The organism is Echinicola vietnamensis DSM 17526 (assembly GCF_000325705.1).
Lineage (GTDB): Bacteria > Bacteroidota > Bacteroidia > Cytophagales > Cyclobacteriaceae > Echinicola > Echinicola vietnamensis.
This window is the reverse complement of sequence record NC_019904.1, coordinates 1,548,582-1,567,397: the sequence shown is the minus strand read 5'-3', so window position 1 is coordinate 1,567,397 and position 18,816 is coordinate 1,548,582. Positions and strand designations below refer to the sequence as shown.

23 protein-coding genes and 1 tRNA gene are annotated in these 18,816 nt (G+C 45.4%); 20 read left to right on the top strand and 4 right to left on the bottom strand.

All coding sequences use genetic code 11. The annotated features are described in order from the left end of the window. Positions 1 to 3: 3 nt before the first annotated feature. The 17 genes from ECHVI_RS06645 (at position 4) to ECHVI_RS24295 (ending at position 15,968) form a co-directional block, all read left to right on the top strand. Positions 4 to 690: a hypothetical protein gene (locus ECHVI_RS06645; protein WP_015265194.1), complete on the top strand. Its 687-nt coding sequence runs from the start codon at positions 4 to 6 to the stop codon at positions 688 to 690. Further along, on the top strand, positions 680 to 1,327 hold the full coding sequence (locus ECHVI_RS22915; protein WP_015265193.1) for a hypothetical protein: 648 nt from the start codon (positions 680 to 682) through the stop codon (positions 1,325 to 1,327). The genes ECHVI_RS06645 and ECHVI_RS22915 overlap by 11 nt, the downstream gene beginning before the upstream one ends. Next, positions 1,314 to 1,952 (top strand): hypothetical protein, encoded by a 639-nt coding sequence (locus tag ECHVI_RS06635; protein WP_015265192.1) that lies wholly within the window; start codon positions 1,314 to 1,316, stop codon positions 1,950 to 1,952. The genes ECHVI_RS22915 and ECHVI_RS06635 overlap by 14 nt, the downstream gene beginning before the upstream one ends. Beyond that, positions 1,949 to 2,926 (top strand): conjugative transposon protein TraJ, encoded by a 978-nt coding sequence (gene traJ, locus ECHVI_RS06630; protein WP_015265191.1) that lies wholly within the window; start codon positions 1,949 to 1,951, stop codon positions 2,924 to 2,926. The genes ECHVI_RS06635 and traJ overlap by 4 nt, the downstream gene beginning before the upstream one ends. 3 nt (positions 2,927 to 2,929) lie before the next feature. Next, positions 2,930 to 3,547: a conjugative transposon protein TraK gene (gene traK / locus ECHVI_RS06625; RefSeq protein WP_015265190.1), complete on the top strand. Its 618-nt coding sequence runs from the start codon at positions 2,930 to 2,932 to the stop codon at positions 3,545 to 3,547. After that, positions 3,544 to 3,804: a hypothetical protein gene (locus ECHVI_RS06620; RefSeq protein WP_015265189.1), complete on the top strand. Its 261-nt coding sequence runs from the start codon at positions 3,544 to 3,546 to the stop codon at positions 3,802 to 3,804. Before traK ends, ECHVI_RS06620 begins: the two co-directional genes overlap by 4 nt. Beyond that, positions 3,794 to 5,038, top strand: a complete 1,245-nt coding sequence (gene traM / locus ECHVI_RS06615; RefSeq protein WP_015265188.1) for a conjugative transposon protein TraM — start codon at positions 3,794 to 3,796, stop codon at positions 5,036 to 5,038. The genes ECHVI_RS06620 and traM overlap by 11 nt, the downstream gene beginning before the upstream one ends. Before the next feature lie 11 nt (positions 5,039 to 5,049). After that, on the top strand, positions 5,050 to 5,895 hold the full coding sequence (gene traN, locus ECHVI_RS06610; protein WP_015265187.1) for a conjugative transposon protein TraN: 846 nt from the start codon (positions 5,050 to 5,052) through the stop codon (positions 5,893 to 5,895). A gap of 2 nt (positions 5,896 to 5,897) precedes the next feature. Further along, a complete protein-coding gene (locus tag ECHVI_RS06605; RefSeq protein WP_015265186.1) occupies positions 5,898 to 6,656 on the top strand; it encodes a hypothetical protein in 759 nt (252 codons plus the stop codon). 379 nt (positions 6,657 to 7,035) lie between these two features. After that, positions 7,036 to 8,895, top strand: a complete 1,860-nt coding sequence (locus ECHVI_RS06600; protein ID WP_015265185.1) for a KAP family P-loop NTPase fold protein — start codon at positions 7,036 to 7,038, stop codon at positions 8,893 to 8,895. Position 8,896: 1 nt separating this feature from the next. Beyond that, positions 8,897 to 9,724: a Qat anti-phage system associated protein QatB gene (qatB, locus tag ECHVI_RS06595; RefSeq protein WP_015265184.1), complete on the top strand. Its 828-nt coding sequence runs from the start codon at positions 8,897 to 8,899 to the stop codon at positions 9,722 to 9,724. Next, positions 9,721 to 11,061, top strand: coding sequence for a Qat anti-phage system QueC-like protein QatC (gene qatC / locus ECHVI_RS06590; protein ID WP_015265183.1), 1,341 nt, complete (start codon positions 9,721 to 9,723; stop codon positions 11,059 to 11,061). The genes qatB and qatC overlap by 4 nt, the downstream gene beginning before the upstream one ends. Positions 11,062 to 11,065: 4 nt before the next feature. After that, on the top strand, positions 11,066 to 11,815 hold the full coding sequence (gene qatD / locus ECHVI_RS06585; RefSeq protein WP_015265182.1) for a Qat anti-phage system TatD family nuclease QatD: 750 nt from the start codon (positions 11,066 to 11,068) through the stop codon (positions 11,813 to 11,815). Positions 11,816 to 12,283: 468 nt separating this feature from the next. Next, positions 12,284 to 13,348: a DUF932 domain-containing protein gene (locus tag ECHVI_RS06575; protein ID WP_015265181.1), complete on the top strand. Its 1,065-nt coding sequence runs from the start codon at positions 12,284 to 12,286 to the stop codon at positions 13,346 to 13,348. Between the two features lie 349 nt (positions 13,349 to 13,697). Continuing rightward, a complete protein-coding gene (locus ECHVI_RS06570; RefSeq protein ID WP_015265180.1) occupies positions 13,698 to 14,159 on the top strand; it encodes a JAB domain-containing protein in 462 nt (153 codons plus the stop codon). Between the two features lie 104 nt (positions 14,160 to 14,263). Next, positions 14,264 to 14,431, top strand: coding sequence for a hypothetical protein (locus tag ECHVI_RS23605; RefSeq protein WP_015265179.1), 168 nt, complete (start codon positions 14,264 to 14,266; stop codon positions 14,429 to 14,431). Next, positions 14,406 to 15,968: a recombinase family protein gene (locus ECHVI_RS24295; RefSeq protein ID WP_015265178.1), complete on the top strand. Its 1,563-nt coding sequence runs from the start codon at positions 14,406 to 14,408 to the stop codon at positions 15,966 to 15,968. The genes ECHVI_RS23605 and ECHVI_RS24295 overlap by 26 nt, the downstream gene beginning before the upstream one ends. On the opposite strand, the gene ECHVI_RS06555 is transcribed toward ECHVI_RS24295, so the two are convergent. The 4 genes from ECHVI_RS06555 to ECHVI_RS24270 form a co-directional block, all read right to left on the bottom strand. Then, a tRNA-Arg gene (locus tag ECHVI_RS06555) sits at positions 15,931 to 16,002 on the bottom strand. The two genes, ECHVI_RS24295 and ECHVI_RS06555, sit on opposite strands and share 38 nt — an antisense overlap. Positions 16,003 to 16,004: 2 nt before the next feature. Next, positions 16,005 to 16,250: a GIY-YIG nuclease family protein gene (locus ECHVI_RS06550; RefSeq protein WP_015265177.1), complete on the bottom strand. Its 246-nt coding sequence runs from the start codon at positions 16,248 to 16,250 to the stop codon at positions 16,005 to 16,007. A gap of 75 nt (positions 16,251 to 16,325) precedes the next feature. Continuing rightward, the gene (locus tag ECHVI_RS06545) at positions 16,326 to 16,691 is read right to left on the bottom strand and encodes a GIY-YIG nuclease family protein (protein WP_245553442.1); all 366 of its coding nucleotides are present in this window, start codon (positions 16,689 to 16,691) and stop codon (positions 16,326 to 16,328) included. Further along, positions 16,640 to 16,759 carry a GIY-YIG nuclease family protein gene (locus ECHVI_RS24270; protein WP_342662039.1) on the bottom strand — a complete coding sequence of 40 codons (120 nt, stop codon included), beginning with the start codon at positions 16,757 to 16,759 and terminating at the stop codon, positions 16,640 to 16,642. The genes ECHVI_RS06545 and ECHVI_RS24270 overlap by 52 nt, the downstream gene beginning before the upstream one ends. Before the next feature lie 194 nt (positions 16,760 to 16,953). Here ECHVI_RS24270 and ECHVI_RS06540 point away from each other — a divergent pair, with 194 nt between their 5' ends. From ECHVI_RS06540 to trmD, 3 genes are read left to right on the top strand one after another with little or no spacing between them, the layout of a single operon-like run. Further along, positions 16,954 to 17,523, top strand: coding sequence for a 30S ribosomal protein S16 (locus tag ECHVI_RS06540; RefSeq protein WP_015265175.1), 570 nt, complete (start codon positions 16,954 to 16,956; stop codon positions 17,521 to 17,523). A gap of 14 nt (positions 17,524 to 17,537) precedes the next feature. After that, on the top strand, positions 17,538 to 18,068 hold the full coding sequence (gene rimM / locus ECHVI_RS06535) for a ribosome maturation factor RimM (RefSeq protein ID WP_015265174.1): 531 nt from the start codon (positions 17,538 to 17,540) through the stop codon (positions 18,066 to 18,068). Positions 18,069 to 18,071: 3 nt separating this feature from the next. Further along, positions 18,072 to 18,779, top strand: coding sequence for a tRNA (guanosine(37)-N1)-methyltransferase TrmD (gene trmD, locus ECHVI_RS06530; protein WP_015265173.1), 708 nt, complete (start codon positions 18,072 to 18,074; stop codon positions 18,777 to 18,779). The last annotated feature ends 37 nt before the right edge of the window (positions 18,780 to 18,816 follow it).

The following is an 18,816-nucleotide window of genomic DNA, read 5'->3' as shown; positions in this document are numbered from 1 at the left end:
CATATGAAACTCAAGAAATACATCTCCATCCTGACCCTTTCCCTGACGTTACTGTTTTCGGTGGCGCCCCACCAACAGGCAGAGGCCATCCCTTTGACGGTGATCCTTCAGGTGATCAAAGCCGGGGTCAAAAAAGTCATCAAAGCCATCGACCTGAAAGTGCAGCGCCTGCAGAACAAAACGATATGGCTGCAAAATGTACAGAAGGTGCTGGAAAATACCCTTTCCAAACTCTCCCTGAAGGAGATCTCCGGCTGGAATGACAAGCAACGGCAGCAATACGATGCGCTGTTCGAAGAACTCTGGAAAGTAAAGAGTGCCCTGGATCAATACCGGCAAGTGAAAGACATTGCCGAAAAACAGGCCCAACTGGTGGAGGAATACCACAGGGTATGGCCGGTGCTCTCTGCCCATGAGGCCTTCAGCCCGGAAGAAAAGCAGGCCATGGCGGCAACCTATTCGGAAATACTTGGGCGAAGCCTGGAAAACCTCGATTACCTCTTGGATGTAATGACGGCCTTTACCGTGCAGATGAACGATGCCGAGCGGCTGCGCATCATCCACGATACCGACCAAAGGGTAACGGAAAACCTCAATGCCCTGCGCAGCTTTAACCGCCGCAATCTCTCCATAGCCGAAAACCGCTCCCGCACGCAGGTCCAACCCCTAAAAAAGCTCTATGAAAAGTAAACACTACATCCTCACCTTAGGCCTTCTGATCCTTGCTGCGCCGTCGTATGGCCAGAACTGGAAAGAGTGGTTCGATCAAAAAAAGACACAAAAGGAATACCTGGTACAACAGATCATCGCCCTTCAAGCCTATATGGAGGTGGCCAAAGATGGCTACCAAATTGTGAAAACCGGATGGCAAACAGTCGAAGATATTACCGGTGGGGAGTTCTCCCTGCACCGGGACTTCTTTGCCCGCCTCGACAGGATGAGCCCTGTCGTATCCCGCTACCATGGATTGTCAAAAGTGCTGGAATACCAGCAATATATCCTCTATGAAGTGGAAAGGGGAAGGACACTGTTTCGGAGAATGCCCCTGAAGCCCGGTCAAAGGCAGGCATTGGAAACCTATTACCGGGAGGTGTTGAGGCAATCCCTTAAAATACTGACGCAAACAGAAAATACCATAAAGCCTTTTTTCTACCAGATGGAAGACGTCGAAAGGCTCCGCATCATAGACCATATGCATAAGGACATCCGCCGGCTGTACCTGCAGGTGAAGCGCCATACTTCAAAGCTCGCCTTCCTGTCCCGGCAGGATGACGGTAGCCAACGATCGTCAAGCACCATAAAATCCCTCTACCATGAAACACCTTAAACACTGGACGTTAGCCCTTGCGCTGGCCCTGGCCTTGCTTATCCCCCGGGCCTCCCGGGCACAGGCACAGGAAGCCGCCCAACTGGCCCTGAACTTTGAAAAGCTCCTGCAGCTGAAAAACATCCTCAACGACATGTATGAGGGATACCGCATTCTCTCCACCGGGTACAACACCGTCAAAGGCATTGCCGAGGGAAACTATAAGCTTCATGAAGCTTTTTTGGACGGGCTCTGGCTCGCCAGCCCCGGAGTGCGAAAATACTATCGCATTGCCGATATTATCCGCTACCAGCAGCATATCCTTCAGGAATATCAAAGCACCTACCGGTCCATTGCGGCAGGCGGGGAATTTTCTGCCGATGAACTGCTGTACCTCTCCGGGGTATATCAGCGGCTCTTTAAGCAAAGCCTGCAAAACCTCGATGAACTGGCCATGATCATCACCTCCGGAAAGCTCAGGATGTCGGACTACGAGCGCATCGAAGCCATTGACAGGGTATATGACAATATGAAGGAGGTATTGGGGATCGTCCGCGACATCAACACGCAGGTAGAGACCCTGGAAAAGCAACGCCGCCAATGGGAACAACAGGCCCAACAATTTAAAGAGATGGTATCGCCATGAAAAAAACCGTTCTTTTGATTTTCGTATTAGGGGTACTCCCGGCCATTTCCCAGGCGCAGGATATTGAAAGCATGCGCCGGGTGCTCGACGGGCTGTATGATGAGATGGTGCCCCTGGCCTCACGCCTTATCACCGTGGCCCGTGCCCTGGCGGGATTTGCCGCCATGTGGTACATCGCCTCCCGCATCTGGGGGCACATCGCCCGGGCAGAGCCCATCGATGTTTACCCATTATTGCGCCCCTTTGCCATCGGGCTGGCCATTATGCTTTTCCCCATGGTGCTCGCCCTGGTCAACGGGCTGATGGACCCCATCGTGGAGGCTACCGCAGAGATGACAGGAAGTACCTATGAGGCCATTGAACGCCACATCGACCAGACCAATGCCCACGATATGAACATCCGCCCGCCGGGAAGCCACACCCAGGACGAGTACACCTACCCGGAAGACAGTGAAGATGTCAGTGCCATGGAACGGCTGGCCACTTCCATCTTTACCCTCAACCTCGGAAACATCGTCCATCAGGTGGTTGCCTGGCTTTTGCAGATCCTCTTCTATGCCGCCGCCCTCTGTATCAATACGCTCAGGACATTCCAGCTTATTGTCCTGTCCATTCTGGGCCCCATTGTCTTTGGACTGTCGGTATTCGATGGCTTTCACCACACCTTAAAAGCGTGGTTCGCCCGCTATATCAACGTGAGCCTCTGGCTGCCCGTCGCCAATATCTTCGGGGCCATCATCGCCCGTATACAGCTCAACATGATGCAGATGGACGCCGATTTTATGTCTTCCATCGGCTACCTGGTCTTTATGGTCATTGCCATTATGGGCTACTTTACCGTGCCCAATGTCGCTTCCTTTATCGTGCAGCCCGGAGGAAGGGATGCCCTGCTCGGAAAGTCCAGCTCCATAGCGAAGCAGGGAGCACAGGCCTCTGCCAAAGCAGCTGCCACCATCGCCAAATCCACCCTTTAGCTTATGTTTAAAAACCTTCAGAACATAGACACCGCCTTTAAGCATATCCGCCTGTTTGCCTTTGGCATTATGGCCGGATCGATCCTGATTGCCGGGTTTATCAGCTTTAAGGCCTTCCGGATGGTGCAATCCACACAGGAAAGGATATATATCCTGGCCGAGGGAAAAGCACTGGAAGCCTTCGCCGCACAGCGGCGGGACAACATCCCCGTGGAAGCCCGGGACCATGTAAAGATGTTCCACCATTACTTCTTCACCTTATCCCCCGACGACCGGCATATCAAAGAGCAGGTAGGCAAAAGCCTTTATATGGCCGACGGATCGGCAAAGGCTGCTTACGATAACTTACGCGAAAGCGGGTACTACACCCGTATGGTATCGGCCAACATCAACCAGACCATACACATGGACAGCATTGCCATAGACACGGATTTTCATCCCTACCGCTTTACTTATTACGGCACGCAGCGCATCATACGCCCCACATCGGTGGTTACCCGAAGACTGGTCACGGAAGGGCGGCTGCGCCACGTGGACCGCAGCGACCGCAATCCCCACGGCTTTTTGATCGAACGCTGGGAAACCCTTAGCAATGAAAACCTGAACGTGGAAAAGCGATGAATACCCTAAAATGGAAAGTATGGAGCAGGTACCTCGCCATTTCCCTGGGGAAACGCCTGAACCGTTACAGTCCGGAGCGTCTGAAGCGGTACCTGGGCATCTTTTGCCTAGTGGGGACCATGGCCACGCTCTTCCTGCTGCATAAGGCATGGAAAGCCCCGAAGGATACCGTGGACTTTCCCGTCAAAGAGTACCCCTTACTGATCGACAGTTTACCGAAGTATAACCCCAAAACCATCATACACCATGAACGATGAAAAATTAAAACGGCAGCGCCGCTTTATGCTGGTGCTGCCATTACTGACCCTGCCCTTTGTCACCCTGGCCTTTTGGGCGCTGGGTGGCGGAAATCCCGGCCGTCCCGTCGAAAAAAACAGCAGCCCGGGACTGAACATGACCCTTCCCGAAGCGGAGCTCAGCGAGGATACCGCCCTGGGAGACAAGATGAGCATGTACCAAAAGGCGGACAAGAAAGCGGCCCTGCGCAAGGAACAAATGCGCCTGGACCCTTTTGCGGAAGAAATTGAACCCCGGGAAAAGCAACAGGAAAATCTTCCCAAAGAAGAAGCTGCTCCGCAAAGCCATCCCTCCCTGGAGGCCATGGAAGCCGAAGTGCAGCAGAAGTTAACCTCCCTGCAAAAAGCGGTGGACCACCCGGCACCGCCCGTGCAAAGGGCATCGGCTGTTCCGATATCCCGACCGGAGCGCCCCTCTCTGGATGCCGACCTGGACCGCCTGGAGCAAATGATGCAAAGTATGTCCGCTCCTGCAGCCCAGGACCCGGAACTGCAGCAAATAGACGGAATGCTCGAAAAGATCCTCGATGTGCAACACCCCGAAAGGGTACGCCAAAAGCTGGAAGCCTACCGTGACCAAAGACAGGGGAAAACCTTTGCGGTCAGCAGGACAAAAAATACCGCTTCGGAAAACGAAATCCCCCTTTCGGAAAGAAAAAGGGTCTCTTCGGAAACCAACCGCTTCTATGGACTCGAAGAATCTCCCTCCAATGCTGTCGGGACGGTAAAGTCCGCTATCCCCGCCATTGTCCATGAAGACCAGGAATTGGTATCGGGGGCAAGCCTTAAAATGGAACTTACCGAAAAAGTCTTTATTGGCGGGATCACCATCCCGGAAGGCACCCTGGTGTTCGGCACCTGCAAGGTCAACGGGGAACGGCTTAACGTGGAAGTTGAAGCCATACGCAACGGGCACACCATCCTCCCGGTAAAGCTCAAAGTCTACGACATGGATGCCCTGCCCGGAATACGGGTGCCGGGAGCCATTACCCGAAAGTCCGCCAAAGAAGGGGCCGGCGATGCCCTGCAGGGTATGCAGACCATGAGCTATGATCCTTCCTGGCAGGCGCAGGCAGCCTCCGCCGGAATGGAGACCGTCAAAGGCCTGTTTTCCAAAAAGGCCAAACTCGTTAAGGTCAAAGTGAAAGCCGGCCACCCTCTTCTTTTGGTCGATCAGAATACTTCTCAACCCTAAAAAACATCATTATGAAAAAGCTGTGTTTATTATCGCTAATAGCCTTGTGCTTTGTCAGCCTGGCCTTCGCCCAGATCCACCCCAAAGCGGTGCTTGCCCCTTACCCGGTAGAAGTAGGATGGGACCAGACTACCGTACTGATCTTTCCGGGAAAGATAAAAAGTGCCGACCGCGGCAACGGGAATGTCCTCGCACAAAAAGACGCCTATGCCGCCAATGTATTGAAGCTAAAGGCGGGCAAACGGGGATTTTCTGAAAGTAACCTTCACGTGGTCACCGACCGGGGGAAGGTCTATCCTTTTACCGTGCGCTACAATCCCAAACCGGACAAGCTCACCATTGACATCGGAAAACAACAGCAGGTGGAAGCGGCGGTGGCTGTGCTTGAAAATACGGACATCGGCCCGGAACAGCTGGAAAGGTTGAGCGGGAAGGTATTTCAGGAAAAAGGCTTTCTGTACCGCTCGGATAAAAACGGGAAAATAAAGCTGCGCCTTGCGGGGATCTACTCCCATAAAGAAGTATTGTTTTTCCTGTTTGAATTGAAAAACCGCAGCCGCATAGCCTATCCCATACAGCAATGGCGCTTTACTGTCCAGGATCGCAAGCAGGTCAAGCGGACCGCCGAGCGCCACGTGGCCCTTACACCTTTATGCATGCATTATGAAAAGGCAAAAGGGATGGACGGAAAAGGTGAAAATCGCCTGGTGGTGGCCTTCCCCCAATTTACCATTGCCGATGCCAAGAAAATGGTGGTACGCCTATTTGAAGAAAACGGTGACCGAAGCCCCGTGCTGTCCATCAAAGGGAAGCACCTGTTGAAGGCAAGGCCCATTATTAACCCTCAAAATCAATAGTCATGGAGCAAAAACAAATAAACGATTTAAAAGACCGGATCAAGTATGCGGGGTTCGGCGAAGAACTTGGTAAAGAACTGGAAACCCAGATCAAGGAAGGAAAGGAAGCCTTTCAACTGCAGCATTCCGCATCCATCGGGGAAAAGAAAATGGACTACAGCCTGAACTTCCGCAAATCGGAAAAGAACGGGCAGTATTATTTCAATTCCTTTGATGCCACGCTTACCAAACCCGACGGGAAAACCCAGTCCCAGACTTTCTATCAAAACCAGAACATCTCCGCAAAGGAAGCCTTTAACCTGTTGGAGTGGCGCTCGGTATACAAAACCTTGTTCAACAAAGACGGGGAGCGCTACAATGCCTGGCTGCAGCTGGACCTTGCCGAAAAGAATGACAAAGGGCTGCACCCCATGCAGCAGTACCATGACAAGTATGGCTTTGAGCTGGAAAAGGCCCTCGGGAAACTCCCCATCGTGGAAATGGAAGGCATGGACCCAAAAGACCGCCTGCTGTATTCCTTAAAAAAAGGAAATCTCCACCAGGTCAGCATCGCCGGAAAAGAAGGGAAGTTCCTGGTGGCCGCCAACCCGAAGTACAAGACCGTGAGCCTGTATGAGCCCAGCGGCAAACGGATCAATCTCAAAGACCTCCGGGAAGAACTGGAAAAGAACCAGGATATAGGCAAGAAAAAAGGAGTGGAAAACAAAAAGGCCCAAAGTCCAAAAAAAAAGACGGTCCGGAAAAAGGGGATCAAAGTCTAAAGATCGATCCCGATGAGAATCCCCTGCTTTCCGGTACGGCTAGAGAGGAGGTTTTTGCAGAGGCCCTGTTTGAAGGGGTCCGGCGGAGAGGGGAGAATTTACCTCCCTCTAAAAGGAAAATCAGGATGTAAGTGTTTTGACTTTTGGTTATAAGAAGTCCCTTCGGGGGCTTTTTTAGTTGGTAATGTCCACTTAGAGTTTTTAGGAATATTACGATATGAATACCGGTTAAAGAGATTTTTTCTGTAATATTTGCTAACTATCTCTTGATAGAAAAATTAAAATAATCCAGCAAAATTAACATCATAAATACCCCAAATAGGGTATTTTTTTTTGTTTTTATTACCGTTAATTTACAAATCAAACTTAACCTTTTATTATGTGGAGTGATAATGATACCGTTATAGACCTTTTAGATTATCAATACCTGATATCAGCAACTGAAAACATAATTTCCAATGATACTTTGCTCCCCTGTACAATAGGTATTTATGGAGACTGGGGAAGTGGAAAATCCAGCCTTATGCGGATGGTTGAAGAATCTTTACGTAGCGATGATAAGATTCTTACTATTAAGTTTAACGGATGGCTGTTTGAAGGATATGAGGACGCCAAGTCTGTTCTCATGGGAACGATCCTTGAAGAAATTGGCGAAAACCGAACGTTAAAAGGAGATGCCAAGAAACTCTTCTCTAAAATGCTCAAACAGGTGGATTATATGAAGGTTGCCAAGAGTCTCGTAAAGCATGGGATAAGTTTTGCTGCTGGAGGACCAGCAGGGTTGGCCATAACAGGAATGGGAGATTTAATTTCTCTGGCACAGAAAATAAATCCACAAGACTATGTTAAGGCAGAGGAGGATACCTCAAAAGAATCGCTTCGAATGAGTATCAGAAAATTTCATGAAGACTTTTCCAAATTACTGCAAGATTTGAAAATTGAGAAACTTGTCATATTTATTGATGACTTGGATCGATGTAATACGGATACTGTTATAGATACATTAGAAGCAATTAAACTATTTCTATATGTCCCAAACTCTGCCTTTGTTATTTGTGCAGACGAAAAAATAATTGAGTACGCTGTACGAAGAAGGTTTCCAGAAATTCCAGGACGTGGTTTAGAGGTTGCAAGTGCTTATCTCGAAAAGTTAATTCAGTTCCCCATCAGGCTTCCAAGACTAAATGAAACAGAATTGGAGACATACATTAACCTCCTTTTTGCCCAACTTTATGTTGAACATACGCATTTTCAAAAAATTTGTAAAGAGGTGATTTATGAAAAGTCCGCAGAAGAACTACAAAGTAAAAAGCTGGATCATGACTATCTAGCTAAGGCATTACCATCTGTCTCAGAGGAGCTTCAAAAAGCTATGCTTCTTACCCGACAGATAACTCCCATTTTAACAGTTGGCTTAGATGGAAACCCTCGCCAATCAAAGAGATTCATGAACATGCTTATGATGCGAATTGGAATGGCTAATTCGAAGAAAATCGAATTGGAAATTCGCATTTTAGCAAAACTCATGTTATTGGAGTACTTTAAAAAGGAAACCTTTATTAAACTGCATGAATATCAAGCTGAACAAGGAGGAAAACCAAAGGAAATCAGACTTTTGGAAGCTCGGTTGATTGCGGATAAAAACAAAAATTCAGAAAACAAGATAGAAACTGTTTCAATAATCCCGGAAGTTGAAATATGGGAGAAAGATGATTGGATCACGCAATGGGTGAATACAGAACCAAAACTGACTGATGTAGACCTAGGGCCATATTTTTATTTTTCGAGAGATCGGCTTAATTCAATGTATAGTACAAAGCAGCAGATGAGTTCTCAAGCCTTGACTGTTTACCATGACCTAGTAAGTGGTAGTGATGTGTATGAGAAAAAGTCGCTTCAGGAGGCCTCAAGCCTCAGTCCTTCAGATTCATCTTCAATATTCGAAGAATTAAAGGAAAAGCTCCTTCAAGAAAGTAATGGCAGTGCCTCGACACAGAACTTTAAATTGCTTTTTGGCTGGACAAATGTTAGAAAGGAATTAACGTCACAACTACTTACTTTCTTAAAGGGAATTCCTCATGAGACTATACCAACATTAGCTGTCACCGAACTTTTAAAAGTTATAAAAGGAACTGCATTTGAAAAAGATGGAACGGATATAATAAAGGAATGGGCCCAAAGTGAATCCAATAAGGATTTAAGTAAGATTGCCTCAAATAGAATAAAACCAAAGAAATAATATGGGAACTTCAAGTTCATTTGGAGGACCAAAAGGGAAATCTCCTCTTCTTCCTCCCTGGGCACCAAATGGTGACTCCCCTGACTCTAACAACAATGATAACGATCCTGAAAAAGGTGATGCACCAAAGAAAGAAAATAATGAAAATGATCTTTCAAAGAATTACTCCGGAGCGAAACGAGCGTTATCCCGCTATATAAATAATGCTACCGGAATTACGGTGAAACATGCCGCAAGATCCTATGTCAGGTCTCTAGGGGGAGCAAAAAAAGCTTCTCGATCATCAAGTGGAGGTAAAAGAGCGATTGCCAATTTAGGAGGCGTTTTAGGAAGTATAGCGAGCAGGGGGCTTGAACAGACATTAACTAACCTTGGTCTTCAAGATTTAATTGGGAAATCTGCTGAAATTGTTTTTGCAGGAATCGTTGATGCTATTGCTCCGGTTGGCACAACCAATGAAGAAGCCGATGCCAGGCAAGCTATTATAGATGCATTGGATAAACTCTATGACAAATTTAAACTTGATGATAATAACATTAACAAATTAGATTCTTTAAGCGAAAGTGATATTAAGGAAGCCATTTTGGATGGGATCAAGGCATATATATATGAACGCTGGTTGCAGGAACTTAGCTTGTGTATTGAAAAGAACAGCATGACACCCAGAGATGCAATTAAGAAAGAGGCAGACATAAAAGAGTATATCTCATCTAGTGTTGAATATGACTTTGTAGATGTGGATGTCTTAAATATAGATTTCTCCCAAGGAAGTGGTAAAGAAACAATCGAAAATATTTTCCAGGAAGCTTATCAAACGTTAGAATCATGAAAACCTTTAATATAATTTTTCGAGACCATAAAGATGACAAGTTCGAAATAACTGAGACGAATAATTCTAAATGCATATATATTCCCTCTGGAAACAATAAAATATCTGATAAAAGCCTACAGGATAATATTAGTTGGCTTATAAAAGAAAAGCATCTAAAACCATCAGATGAGGTTACTGAATTCTTAAATGCCGCAGTATCAGTATACACTGCAGATCAGTTAGTTTCCAGAGATCAACACGGTTTCCAAAACTGGAGCAGGTATCTGAAGCTTTATCTACCTGTTGTTAATCTAGATAAATGGAAACATGCAAAAGAAGATTTTCAAAGTGCTTTAAATTTTCTTACCGGGGACCATTGGGAATTATTTTTAAGGAGGCGCCAATCCGGCCCTCACACGCCGAAAAAATCAGAATCAGATACAAACATTTCAAAAGTATCACTGCTTTCGGGGGGACTGGATTCTTTTATTGGCGTTACGGATTTACTTGCTTCCGGTCATGATATTGCGGTTGTGGGACATCATAAATCTCAAGGCTTTGAGAATATGACCCAAACCCGGATAATAAATTTATTGACGTCGGAATTTAAAGACCGAAAGATTGAGCAATTCTTATTTAATGCACAACCTGTACAGCTAAATAATAAATATGGAAAGGAGCCATCATCCAGATCACGGTCAATCTTGTTTATAGCACTTGGTATTACCGTTGCAAATTCATTTGGAAATGATATTCCTCTTTATATTCCCGAGAATGGTTTAATCTCATTAAATATTCCCTTAACGTTTTCAAGAATTGGGAGTTCGAGTACCAGAACAACCCATCCTCACTTTCTCATGCTGTTAAGGAACGTTCTTGATAATTTGGGAATTGATAACAAGATCATTAACCCTTACCAGTATTGTACTAAGGGAGAAATGATAAGAGATACCAAAGGTCCTGATTTCATAAAGAAACATTTTAATGAGTCGGTTTCTTGCGCCCATCCTAATTCCAAGAATGTAAATGTGAAAAGGAAAAATTCAACAAATCAAAAGAATTGTGGATATTGCACCCCCTGCATCATTAGAAGGGCAGCGTTAAAGTTTGCTGATTTAGATGATGATAAATATTACGTGTACGAGATGAACGAGTCTCAGTTGCCTCACAAAGATGATATTGGCCGTGATTATAGAGCCTTTAAAATGGCAATTGCAAGATTAAAGAAAGACAAACCTAAGCTATCTCTTCATGTACTTCGATCTGGACCGCTACCAAACAAAAAAGATGATCTTTTAAAATATGTAGGAGTATATGAAAGAGGAATGAAAGAAGTAGAAGATCTTATTAAATAGCATAATGATAAATGCCATAGATACGCATTTCCATCTGGATCTTTATCCAAGACCAGCTGATTTATTAGCAGATATCGAAAATAACAGGATTTACGCCATAGCTGTTACCAATACACCCTCTGTTTATCACTTTACCCAAAAGATTTGTGAAAACAAAAAATATGTTCGACCTGCTCTTGGACTTCATCCTGAATTGGCGGAAGAAAGATATCGGGAACTAGGTCAATTTGAAGACCTTTTGAAAACAACCAGGTATATCGGTGAAATAGGTTTAGATCTTATTAATCGTTGTCCAGATTCTTCAAAAACTGCGCAAACTAAAGTTTTCCAAAAAATAATTGACCTATGCGCAACTGAAGGGAATAAAGTATTAACAGTACATTCAAGAGGAAGTGAGTCTGAAGTGATAGAAAGGATAGGTAAAAACTATCCTGGGAAGGTTATACTTCATTGGTATTCTGGGAGTTTGAAAAATATGGAGCTAGCTTTGAGTTATGGTTTTTATTTTTCAGTTAACTCATCTATGTGTAGGTCGAAAAATGGACGAAAAATAATCCAGAGCATTCCTGATTCAAGGCTATTAACCGAGTCTGATGGGCCGTTCATCACCAATAAATCGATGGTAAATTCTCCCCTAAATATAGATCACACAATAGCCCATATCTCTGAAATAGTGAAAAAGCCATCTCAGGAAGTTTCTAAATCTATTTATGAGAACTTTAAAGCTGTCTTAGAATCAAAGAATTTGAGATAAGTGGAATAAATATTTTTCCATTTATCTCAAATGTTTCAGTTGAAATTATTTTGAACCCGAAGTTTCTTGGGCAGCCCCTGCGGGTCAGGCTATCCGCTATATCCCCGGACCTCCGGGGGATGCCGCTACTATCCTTGCTGCGGGATCGTTTTCTTCCTTAAGAATTAAGCTACCATCCACTAAGCGAATGCCTTTCACTCAATTTTTTTCAAAAAACCGGCAAAAAGCGCAGCGAAGATAGGGGCGGTAGTTTTGGATTGCTGCAAATGGGGGCAAAAGGGACGGCATAAACACCTTCCTACCCACATGGCCCTCATTTATTCCGTTTCCTTTGGCCCATGATCCCGCCCCTTTTATCATGCTTTCTTTTTGCCGGTTTTCTTTTGAAAAAATGTGTTTTGCAGCAGTTTTTTCTTTTAGCAGGCAGAAAGAAATGAATTCAAGTTTAACCCTTAAAATGTAAAAATCATGGGACACAACATTCATTTCAACGAAAGCACAGGACGTCACAGCTTTTTCTCCGTGAAGAAGCCCGCATGGCACAAGCTCGGACAGGTGGTGGAAGATTACCCCACCAGTAAAGAGGCCATCCAATTTGCCGGGCTGGATTATAAGGTGGTCAAAACACCCTTGTTTACCACCACCTCCCAAATGGCTGTGGGAGAAGAGGGGCTGAATCATCAGGACCTTTCACTGCCCGTTCATTCCCATTTTGCCACCATGCGGGAAGATAACCATACCGTATTGGGTGTAGTGGGCAAAGATTACAAGGTGGTACAGAATGCCGATGCCTTCGCCTTTTTCGATGCCATCGTCAAGGAAGGCAAAGGGATAAAATATGAAACCGCCGGAGCTCTCGGCAATGGGGAGCGGATCTTCATCACCGCCAAACTGTCCGGCAATATCAGGGTAGGTAAGGACGACCTGATCGACCAGTACATCTTTTTGACCACCTCCCACGATGGAACGGGCAGCATCACTGCCGCCTTTACGCCCGTGCGGATCGTTTGTCAGAACACCTTGAATGCGGCCATGGGCAAACTGTCCCGGGTGGTTAGGATTCGGCACACTTCCGGGGCGAAAGAACGACTGGCGCAGGCACACAAGCTCATGGGTATCGTAACCCAATCAGCACAGGCCATGCTGCAAACCTTTGACCGGTGGGCTAAAGTGAAAATCACCGACAGACAGGTAAAACGCCTCATTCAACAGGCATTGGCACCCAATAAGGAAACACTGGGCAAGTTGCACAGGGGTGAGGTAGAAGACCTTTCAACAAACTTTAAAAATCAATGTGAAGACGCTTTTGCCTATGCCCTTATGAGCGAAGCTCAACAAATGCCAACTACTAAGGGAACCGTGTTTGGGGCATACAACGCCGTCACCGGGTATTTTCAAAATGTGCGGTCCTTTAAATCGGAGGAGGATAAAACCAAATCCATTCTACTGGGCGGTACCGCCCAGATCAAAGGGCAACGGGCATTTAACCTGTGTGGAGAGTTCGTAAAACATGGGGAGGAAGCGTTAAACTGAAGCCGGGCCGGGGCGGTACCCGCCCCGGCTTTTCTTCTCTTTTAATGAAGATGACCTTCTATCTTAATCTCAGGAAAGAAGCAAAGAAAAGACTCATTTATTGATCGGGAAAAAGCGATGTCAAATAAAAGAACGCGATGCTCAAAAAGGTTAAAGGGCATCCTTTCAAATCTCATCATCAATTACGGTACAAAGTTAGGCCCGTTTGCTCGGAGGCGGCACATGAGACTACGGCATAAACACTTGCCCGACGGCTCCGCCCTGCATTTTATTCCGTTTCCTCATGGCCTTGCTCGCAAAGGGCCTGTGGCGGCACCATAATTCATGTTTAACTTAAATCAAGAAGATTATGGAAACGTCAAAAAATCAATGGAAAGCCGCCGAAGTCAAACTGACCTACCGCAATAAGGTCAAAGCCAGTGAACGGTCTAAAATAGGATCGAGTAAAGATGCCTATAAGCTCCTGTTGAAAAACTGGGATAAAGACCAAATTGAATTTGTGGAAGAGTTTAAAGTGATCCTGTTGAATTCCGCTAACCAGGTCCTGGGAATATTTAATGCGAGCGTTGGCGGAAGAAGCGGGACAATGGCCGATCCCAGGGTGATCTTTGCCGTGGCTCTCAAAACAGCTGCAAACGCCATAATTTTAGCGCATAATCACCCCAGTGGTTCCCTGAAGAAAAGCCAACCGGATAAAAGCCTGACCGATAAGCTGGCTGCAGCCGGAAGTTTTTTGGATATATCCGTACTGGACCACCTGATCATAACCCGGGAAGGATATTATTCCTTTGCCGATAACGGGGAGCTGTAAAGCCCCCTTTTTATGCTGAGCTTGGCATATACCTTCGGGTGGCAGTGTGAATAAATCGCAAAGGATAATGGCATTTTGAAGCCTCATTCAAAACAATAGCCGTCATGAACAGGTCTGTAACACCCGAAAAACTACAAAAAGTATTGCAAGAAAATGGCCATAAAATCAACTTAGACGAATCAAAGAAAACTTTGGATTTTATGTATAAAATTACTAAATTAGTTGTTTATCAGATATTTAAAGTAGATGAAGATCGCAGACCTTTATATTAGGGTAAGTACAGATGAACAGGCCGACAAAGGATACTCCCAAAGGTACCAGGAAGAGGTGTTGCGGAAGTATTGCGAATTTCAAAATATTCAGGTGGGACGTGTCATCTTTGAAGACTATTCAGCCCGGACGTTTGATCGTCCCGAGTGGCAAAAGCTTCTTGCCCAAATTAGAAAACGGCGCACCAGTACCAACATGATCCTCTTTACCAAGTGGGACCGCTTTAGCCGGAATACCGGCGATGCTTACCTGATGATTTCTACTCTTACCAAACTGGGGATCGACATCCAGGCCATCGAACAGCCCCTCGACCTGAGCATACCGGAACAAAAAATGATGCTGGCCTTTTATCTGGCTGCCCCGGAAGTTGAAAATGACCGGCGGGCGCTCAACACCTTACAGGGAATGCGGCGGGCAAAAAAGGAAGGGCGATATATGGGGACAGCACCAATTGGATATATCAATACCCGGGATGAATATGGCAATAAGATCATTGCTCGAAAAGAACCCCAGGCGTCCCTGGTGAAATGGGCCTTTGAAAAAATAGCCGAAGATCAGCTGGCCGCTGACCAGATCCGTAAGCTGGTCAACAAAAAAGGACTGTCCATCAGCAGGGGACAATTCTGGTATATGATCAGAAATCCAATCTATTACGGAAAGATCAAAATAAAGGCATTCAAAGAGGAAGAAGAGCACCTGGTGGAAGGTAAGCACGAAGGTATAATTTCTGAAGTCTTGTTCAATGATGTGCAAGACGTCCTGGAAGGACGAAAACGCAAAAAACGCAAACGGACTGTAAAGGTCATTTCCCACGAGAAGTTCCCCCTCCGGGGATTTCTGGTTTGCCATAAATGCGGCAGACCTCTCACCGGAAGTGCCTCTAAAAGCTCGAAGGGCGGGTATTATCATTACTACCATTGCTTGTCTTCCTGTGGCGTAAGGTTCCGAACGGAAGTCGCAAATAAAGCAGTAAGGAAAGAACTATTCAAATATAAAGCCCAGGAAAATATACTCGATATCTATAAAGACTGCATTAGGGATGTTTACTGTGAATTAACTTCCAGTAGTCATAAAACCAAAAAACAGTATATAGAGGAGATTGAAAGACTCGAGAAGATGATATCCAAGGCCAGGAACCTGCTTATCGAAGGAAGTATGGAAGCCGATGACTTTGCCGCAGTAAAGAGAGAGTCACAGGAAAAGATCAAAAAGCTGGAAAATAAGCTGACAACCCTCAATGAACAAAAGTCGAACCATTTACCCAAGTTAAAGCAGACCTTACAATCTGTATGTCAGTTAGTTAACATATATGATACTTTGGAGGTAAAGGAGAAGAGACAGGTAGTGGGTTCGATATTTCCCCAAAAACTGGTGTTTGACGGCCAAAAATGTCGAACCCCGTATGTTAACCAGATTGCCCTTTATATCTATACTGTAAATCAGTCAGTTACAGAAAATAAAAACCGAAAAAAAATTGATTTTTCTCGGTTTTTCAATGAAGTAGTCCCGACAGGAATCGAACCTGTATCTAAAGTTTAGGAAACTTCTATTCTATCCATTGAACTACGGGACCATCTATAAATCTGAAATTAGGGATTTCAACTTTTTCTTCCCTATTCCTGACTTCCAATATTTTTCTCTAATTCTGGCAAGAACTCGGGGCTCTACTTCCTCCGTAAATATCAACTTCCAAGGCATAAAGCCCTTCGTCGATTTGGTCTTACCTGAATTGTGCTCCCTCATTCTCCTTTTGAGGTCTGAGGTGAAGCCAACGTAAATCCGATTGGCCACTGTACTCTTTATCGCATATACCGTATACATGCTGGTTGACATCCTGTAAACTTCCCTGCCTGCCGGCAGGCAGGTATTCTATCCATTGAACTACGGGACCATGTATCAATCTGAAATTAGGGATTTCAGCTTTTCCTTCCCTATTCCTGACTTCCAATATTTTTCTCTAATTCTGGCAAGAACTCGGGTCTCTACTTCCTCCGTATAAATCAACTCCCAAGGCATAAAGCCCTTCGTCGATTTGGTCTTACCTGAATTGTGCTCCCTCATTCTCCTTTTGAGGTCTGAGGTGAAGCCAACGTAAATCCGATTGGCCACTGTACTCTTTATTGCATATACGACATACATGCTGGTTGATATCCTGTAAACTTCCCTGCCTGCCGGCAGGTATTCTATCCATTGAACTACGGGACCATGTATCAATCTGAAAGTAGGGATTTCAACTTTTCCTTCCCTATTCCTGACTTCCAATATTTTTCTCTAATTCTGGCAAGAACTCGGGTCTCTACTTCCTCCGTATAAATCAACTTCCAAGGCATTAAGCCCTTCGTCGATTTGGTCTTACCTGAATTATGCTCCTTGCCGTCCTAAAATGTGCCGCAATTTAAAACATATTTTCCTTATTCCGCAAATATTCTCTACCTAACTTGTTCTTTTAAAGATAAATCCGCTATCTTTGCAGTCCAAATTTACGATGGACGAGATCCATCAATTCACTAAATATCAATATAATATGGCAGTAAAAATCAGATTAGCTCGTAGAGGTAGAAAAAGATTAGCCATCTACGATGTCGTTGTAGCTGATGCAAGAGCTCCACGTGATGGACGCTTTATCGAAAAAATCGGTTCGTATAACCCGAACACTGACCCTGCTTCTATCAACATCAACAATGATAGAGCTTTGCAATGGTTGCTTAATGGTGCCCAGCCTACGGACACTGTAAAAGCGATGCTTTCTTACCGTGGTGTATTGCTGAAAAAGCACCTTCAGATCGGTGTCTTGAAAGGCGCGATCACCCAAGAAGAAGCAGACAAGAAATACCAAGCTTGGATCGAAGAAAAAGAGTCTTCCATCACTGGCAAGAGAGACAAAATCGCACAAGCAAAAGAAGATGCTCGTAAGAAAGCTCACGAAGCGGAAGTGGCTAAAAACGAAGCTCGTCTTGAGGCGATTAAGAAAAGAGAAGAAGAAGCTAAAGCCGCTGCTGAGGCAGAAGCCGCTGAAGCTGAAGCTCCTGCTGAAGGCGAGGAAAGCGAAGCTCCTGCTGCTGAAAGCAACGAAGAAGAAGAAAACAAAGGTTAATTACGCACCTTTCCATGAACAAAGACAACTGTTTCCAGTTAGGCTACATTGCTAAAGTTCATGGGCTCCAAGGAGAAGTAGTGGCTGTCCTGGATGTGGATTATCCAGAAAATTACGAAGACATCGAGCATGTCTTTTTGGAAAAAAACAACCGACTGGCCCCTTACTTTCTAGAGCACTTTGTCTCCCAGCCCAACAACCGCTTTCTAGCCAAGTTTGAGGGATATGATGACAAAAACGCAGCCGATACCCTTGTGGGAACGGCGCTCTATCTTCCACTTAAAGACCTCCCCGCGTTAGAGGATGACCAATATTATTATCATGAGTTGGTCGGCTTTGAAGTAGAAGATGCCTCCAAGGGAGTTTTAGGTAGTGTAAAGGAGATATATGACCTCCAGACCCAATACTTGTTGGGATTGGATTATCAAGGAAAAGAAATCCTGATACCTATTCAGGATGACATTATCCTTAAAGTGGACAAGGCAGCGAAAAAAGTTTTCTGCCAACTGCCAGACGGCTTACTTGAAATATACCTAGAGGATTAAGCCATGCAGATCGATATTATAACCGTGGTACCGGGTCTTTTGGAAGGGCCTTTTTCACATTCCATCCTCAAACGAGCGGAAGAAAAAGGACTGGCCAAGGTCCAAGTGCACAATCTCAGGGATTATGCCACCAACAAACAAAAGCAGGTCGACGATTATGCTTTTGGAGGAGGTGCCGGCATGGTCATGATGATCGAACCCATAGCCAAGTGCATCGAAGCACTCAAAAGCGAACGGGATTACGATGAAATCATCTACATGACCCCTGATGGAAAAACTTTCGATCAGCAAATGGCCAATTCCCTCTCGCTTAAGGGAAACCTGATGATCCTTTGTGGTCATTATAAAGGCGTGGATGAACGGATCCGGCAAAAATACATTACCCGTGAAATCAGCATTGGTGACTTTGTGCTTTCCGGTGGTGAATTGGCTGCTGCCGTGGTTGCAGATGCGGTGATTCGCTTGATCCCCGGGGTGCTCAATGATGAGACCTCCGCCTTAACGGATTCCTTTCAAGATGGCTTACTGGCGCCACCGATCTACACGCGACCGGCAGAATACGAAGGCATGAAAGTACCTGATATTTTACTTTCCGGTCACAATGAAAAGATCGCCCATTGGAGGTTTGAAGAATCGGTTCGCCGTACCAAAGAACGAAGGCCTGACTTATTGGAAGGCCATGATCTCGAGGAAGGCGATAAACGTAAATAGTTGATAATTAATTGAATAAAATAGATAATTGCATACC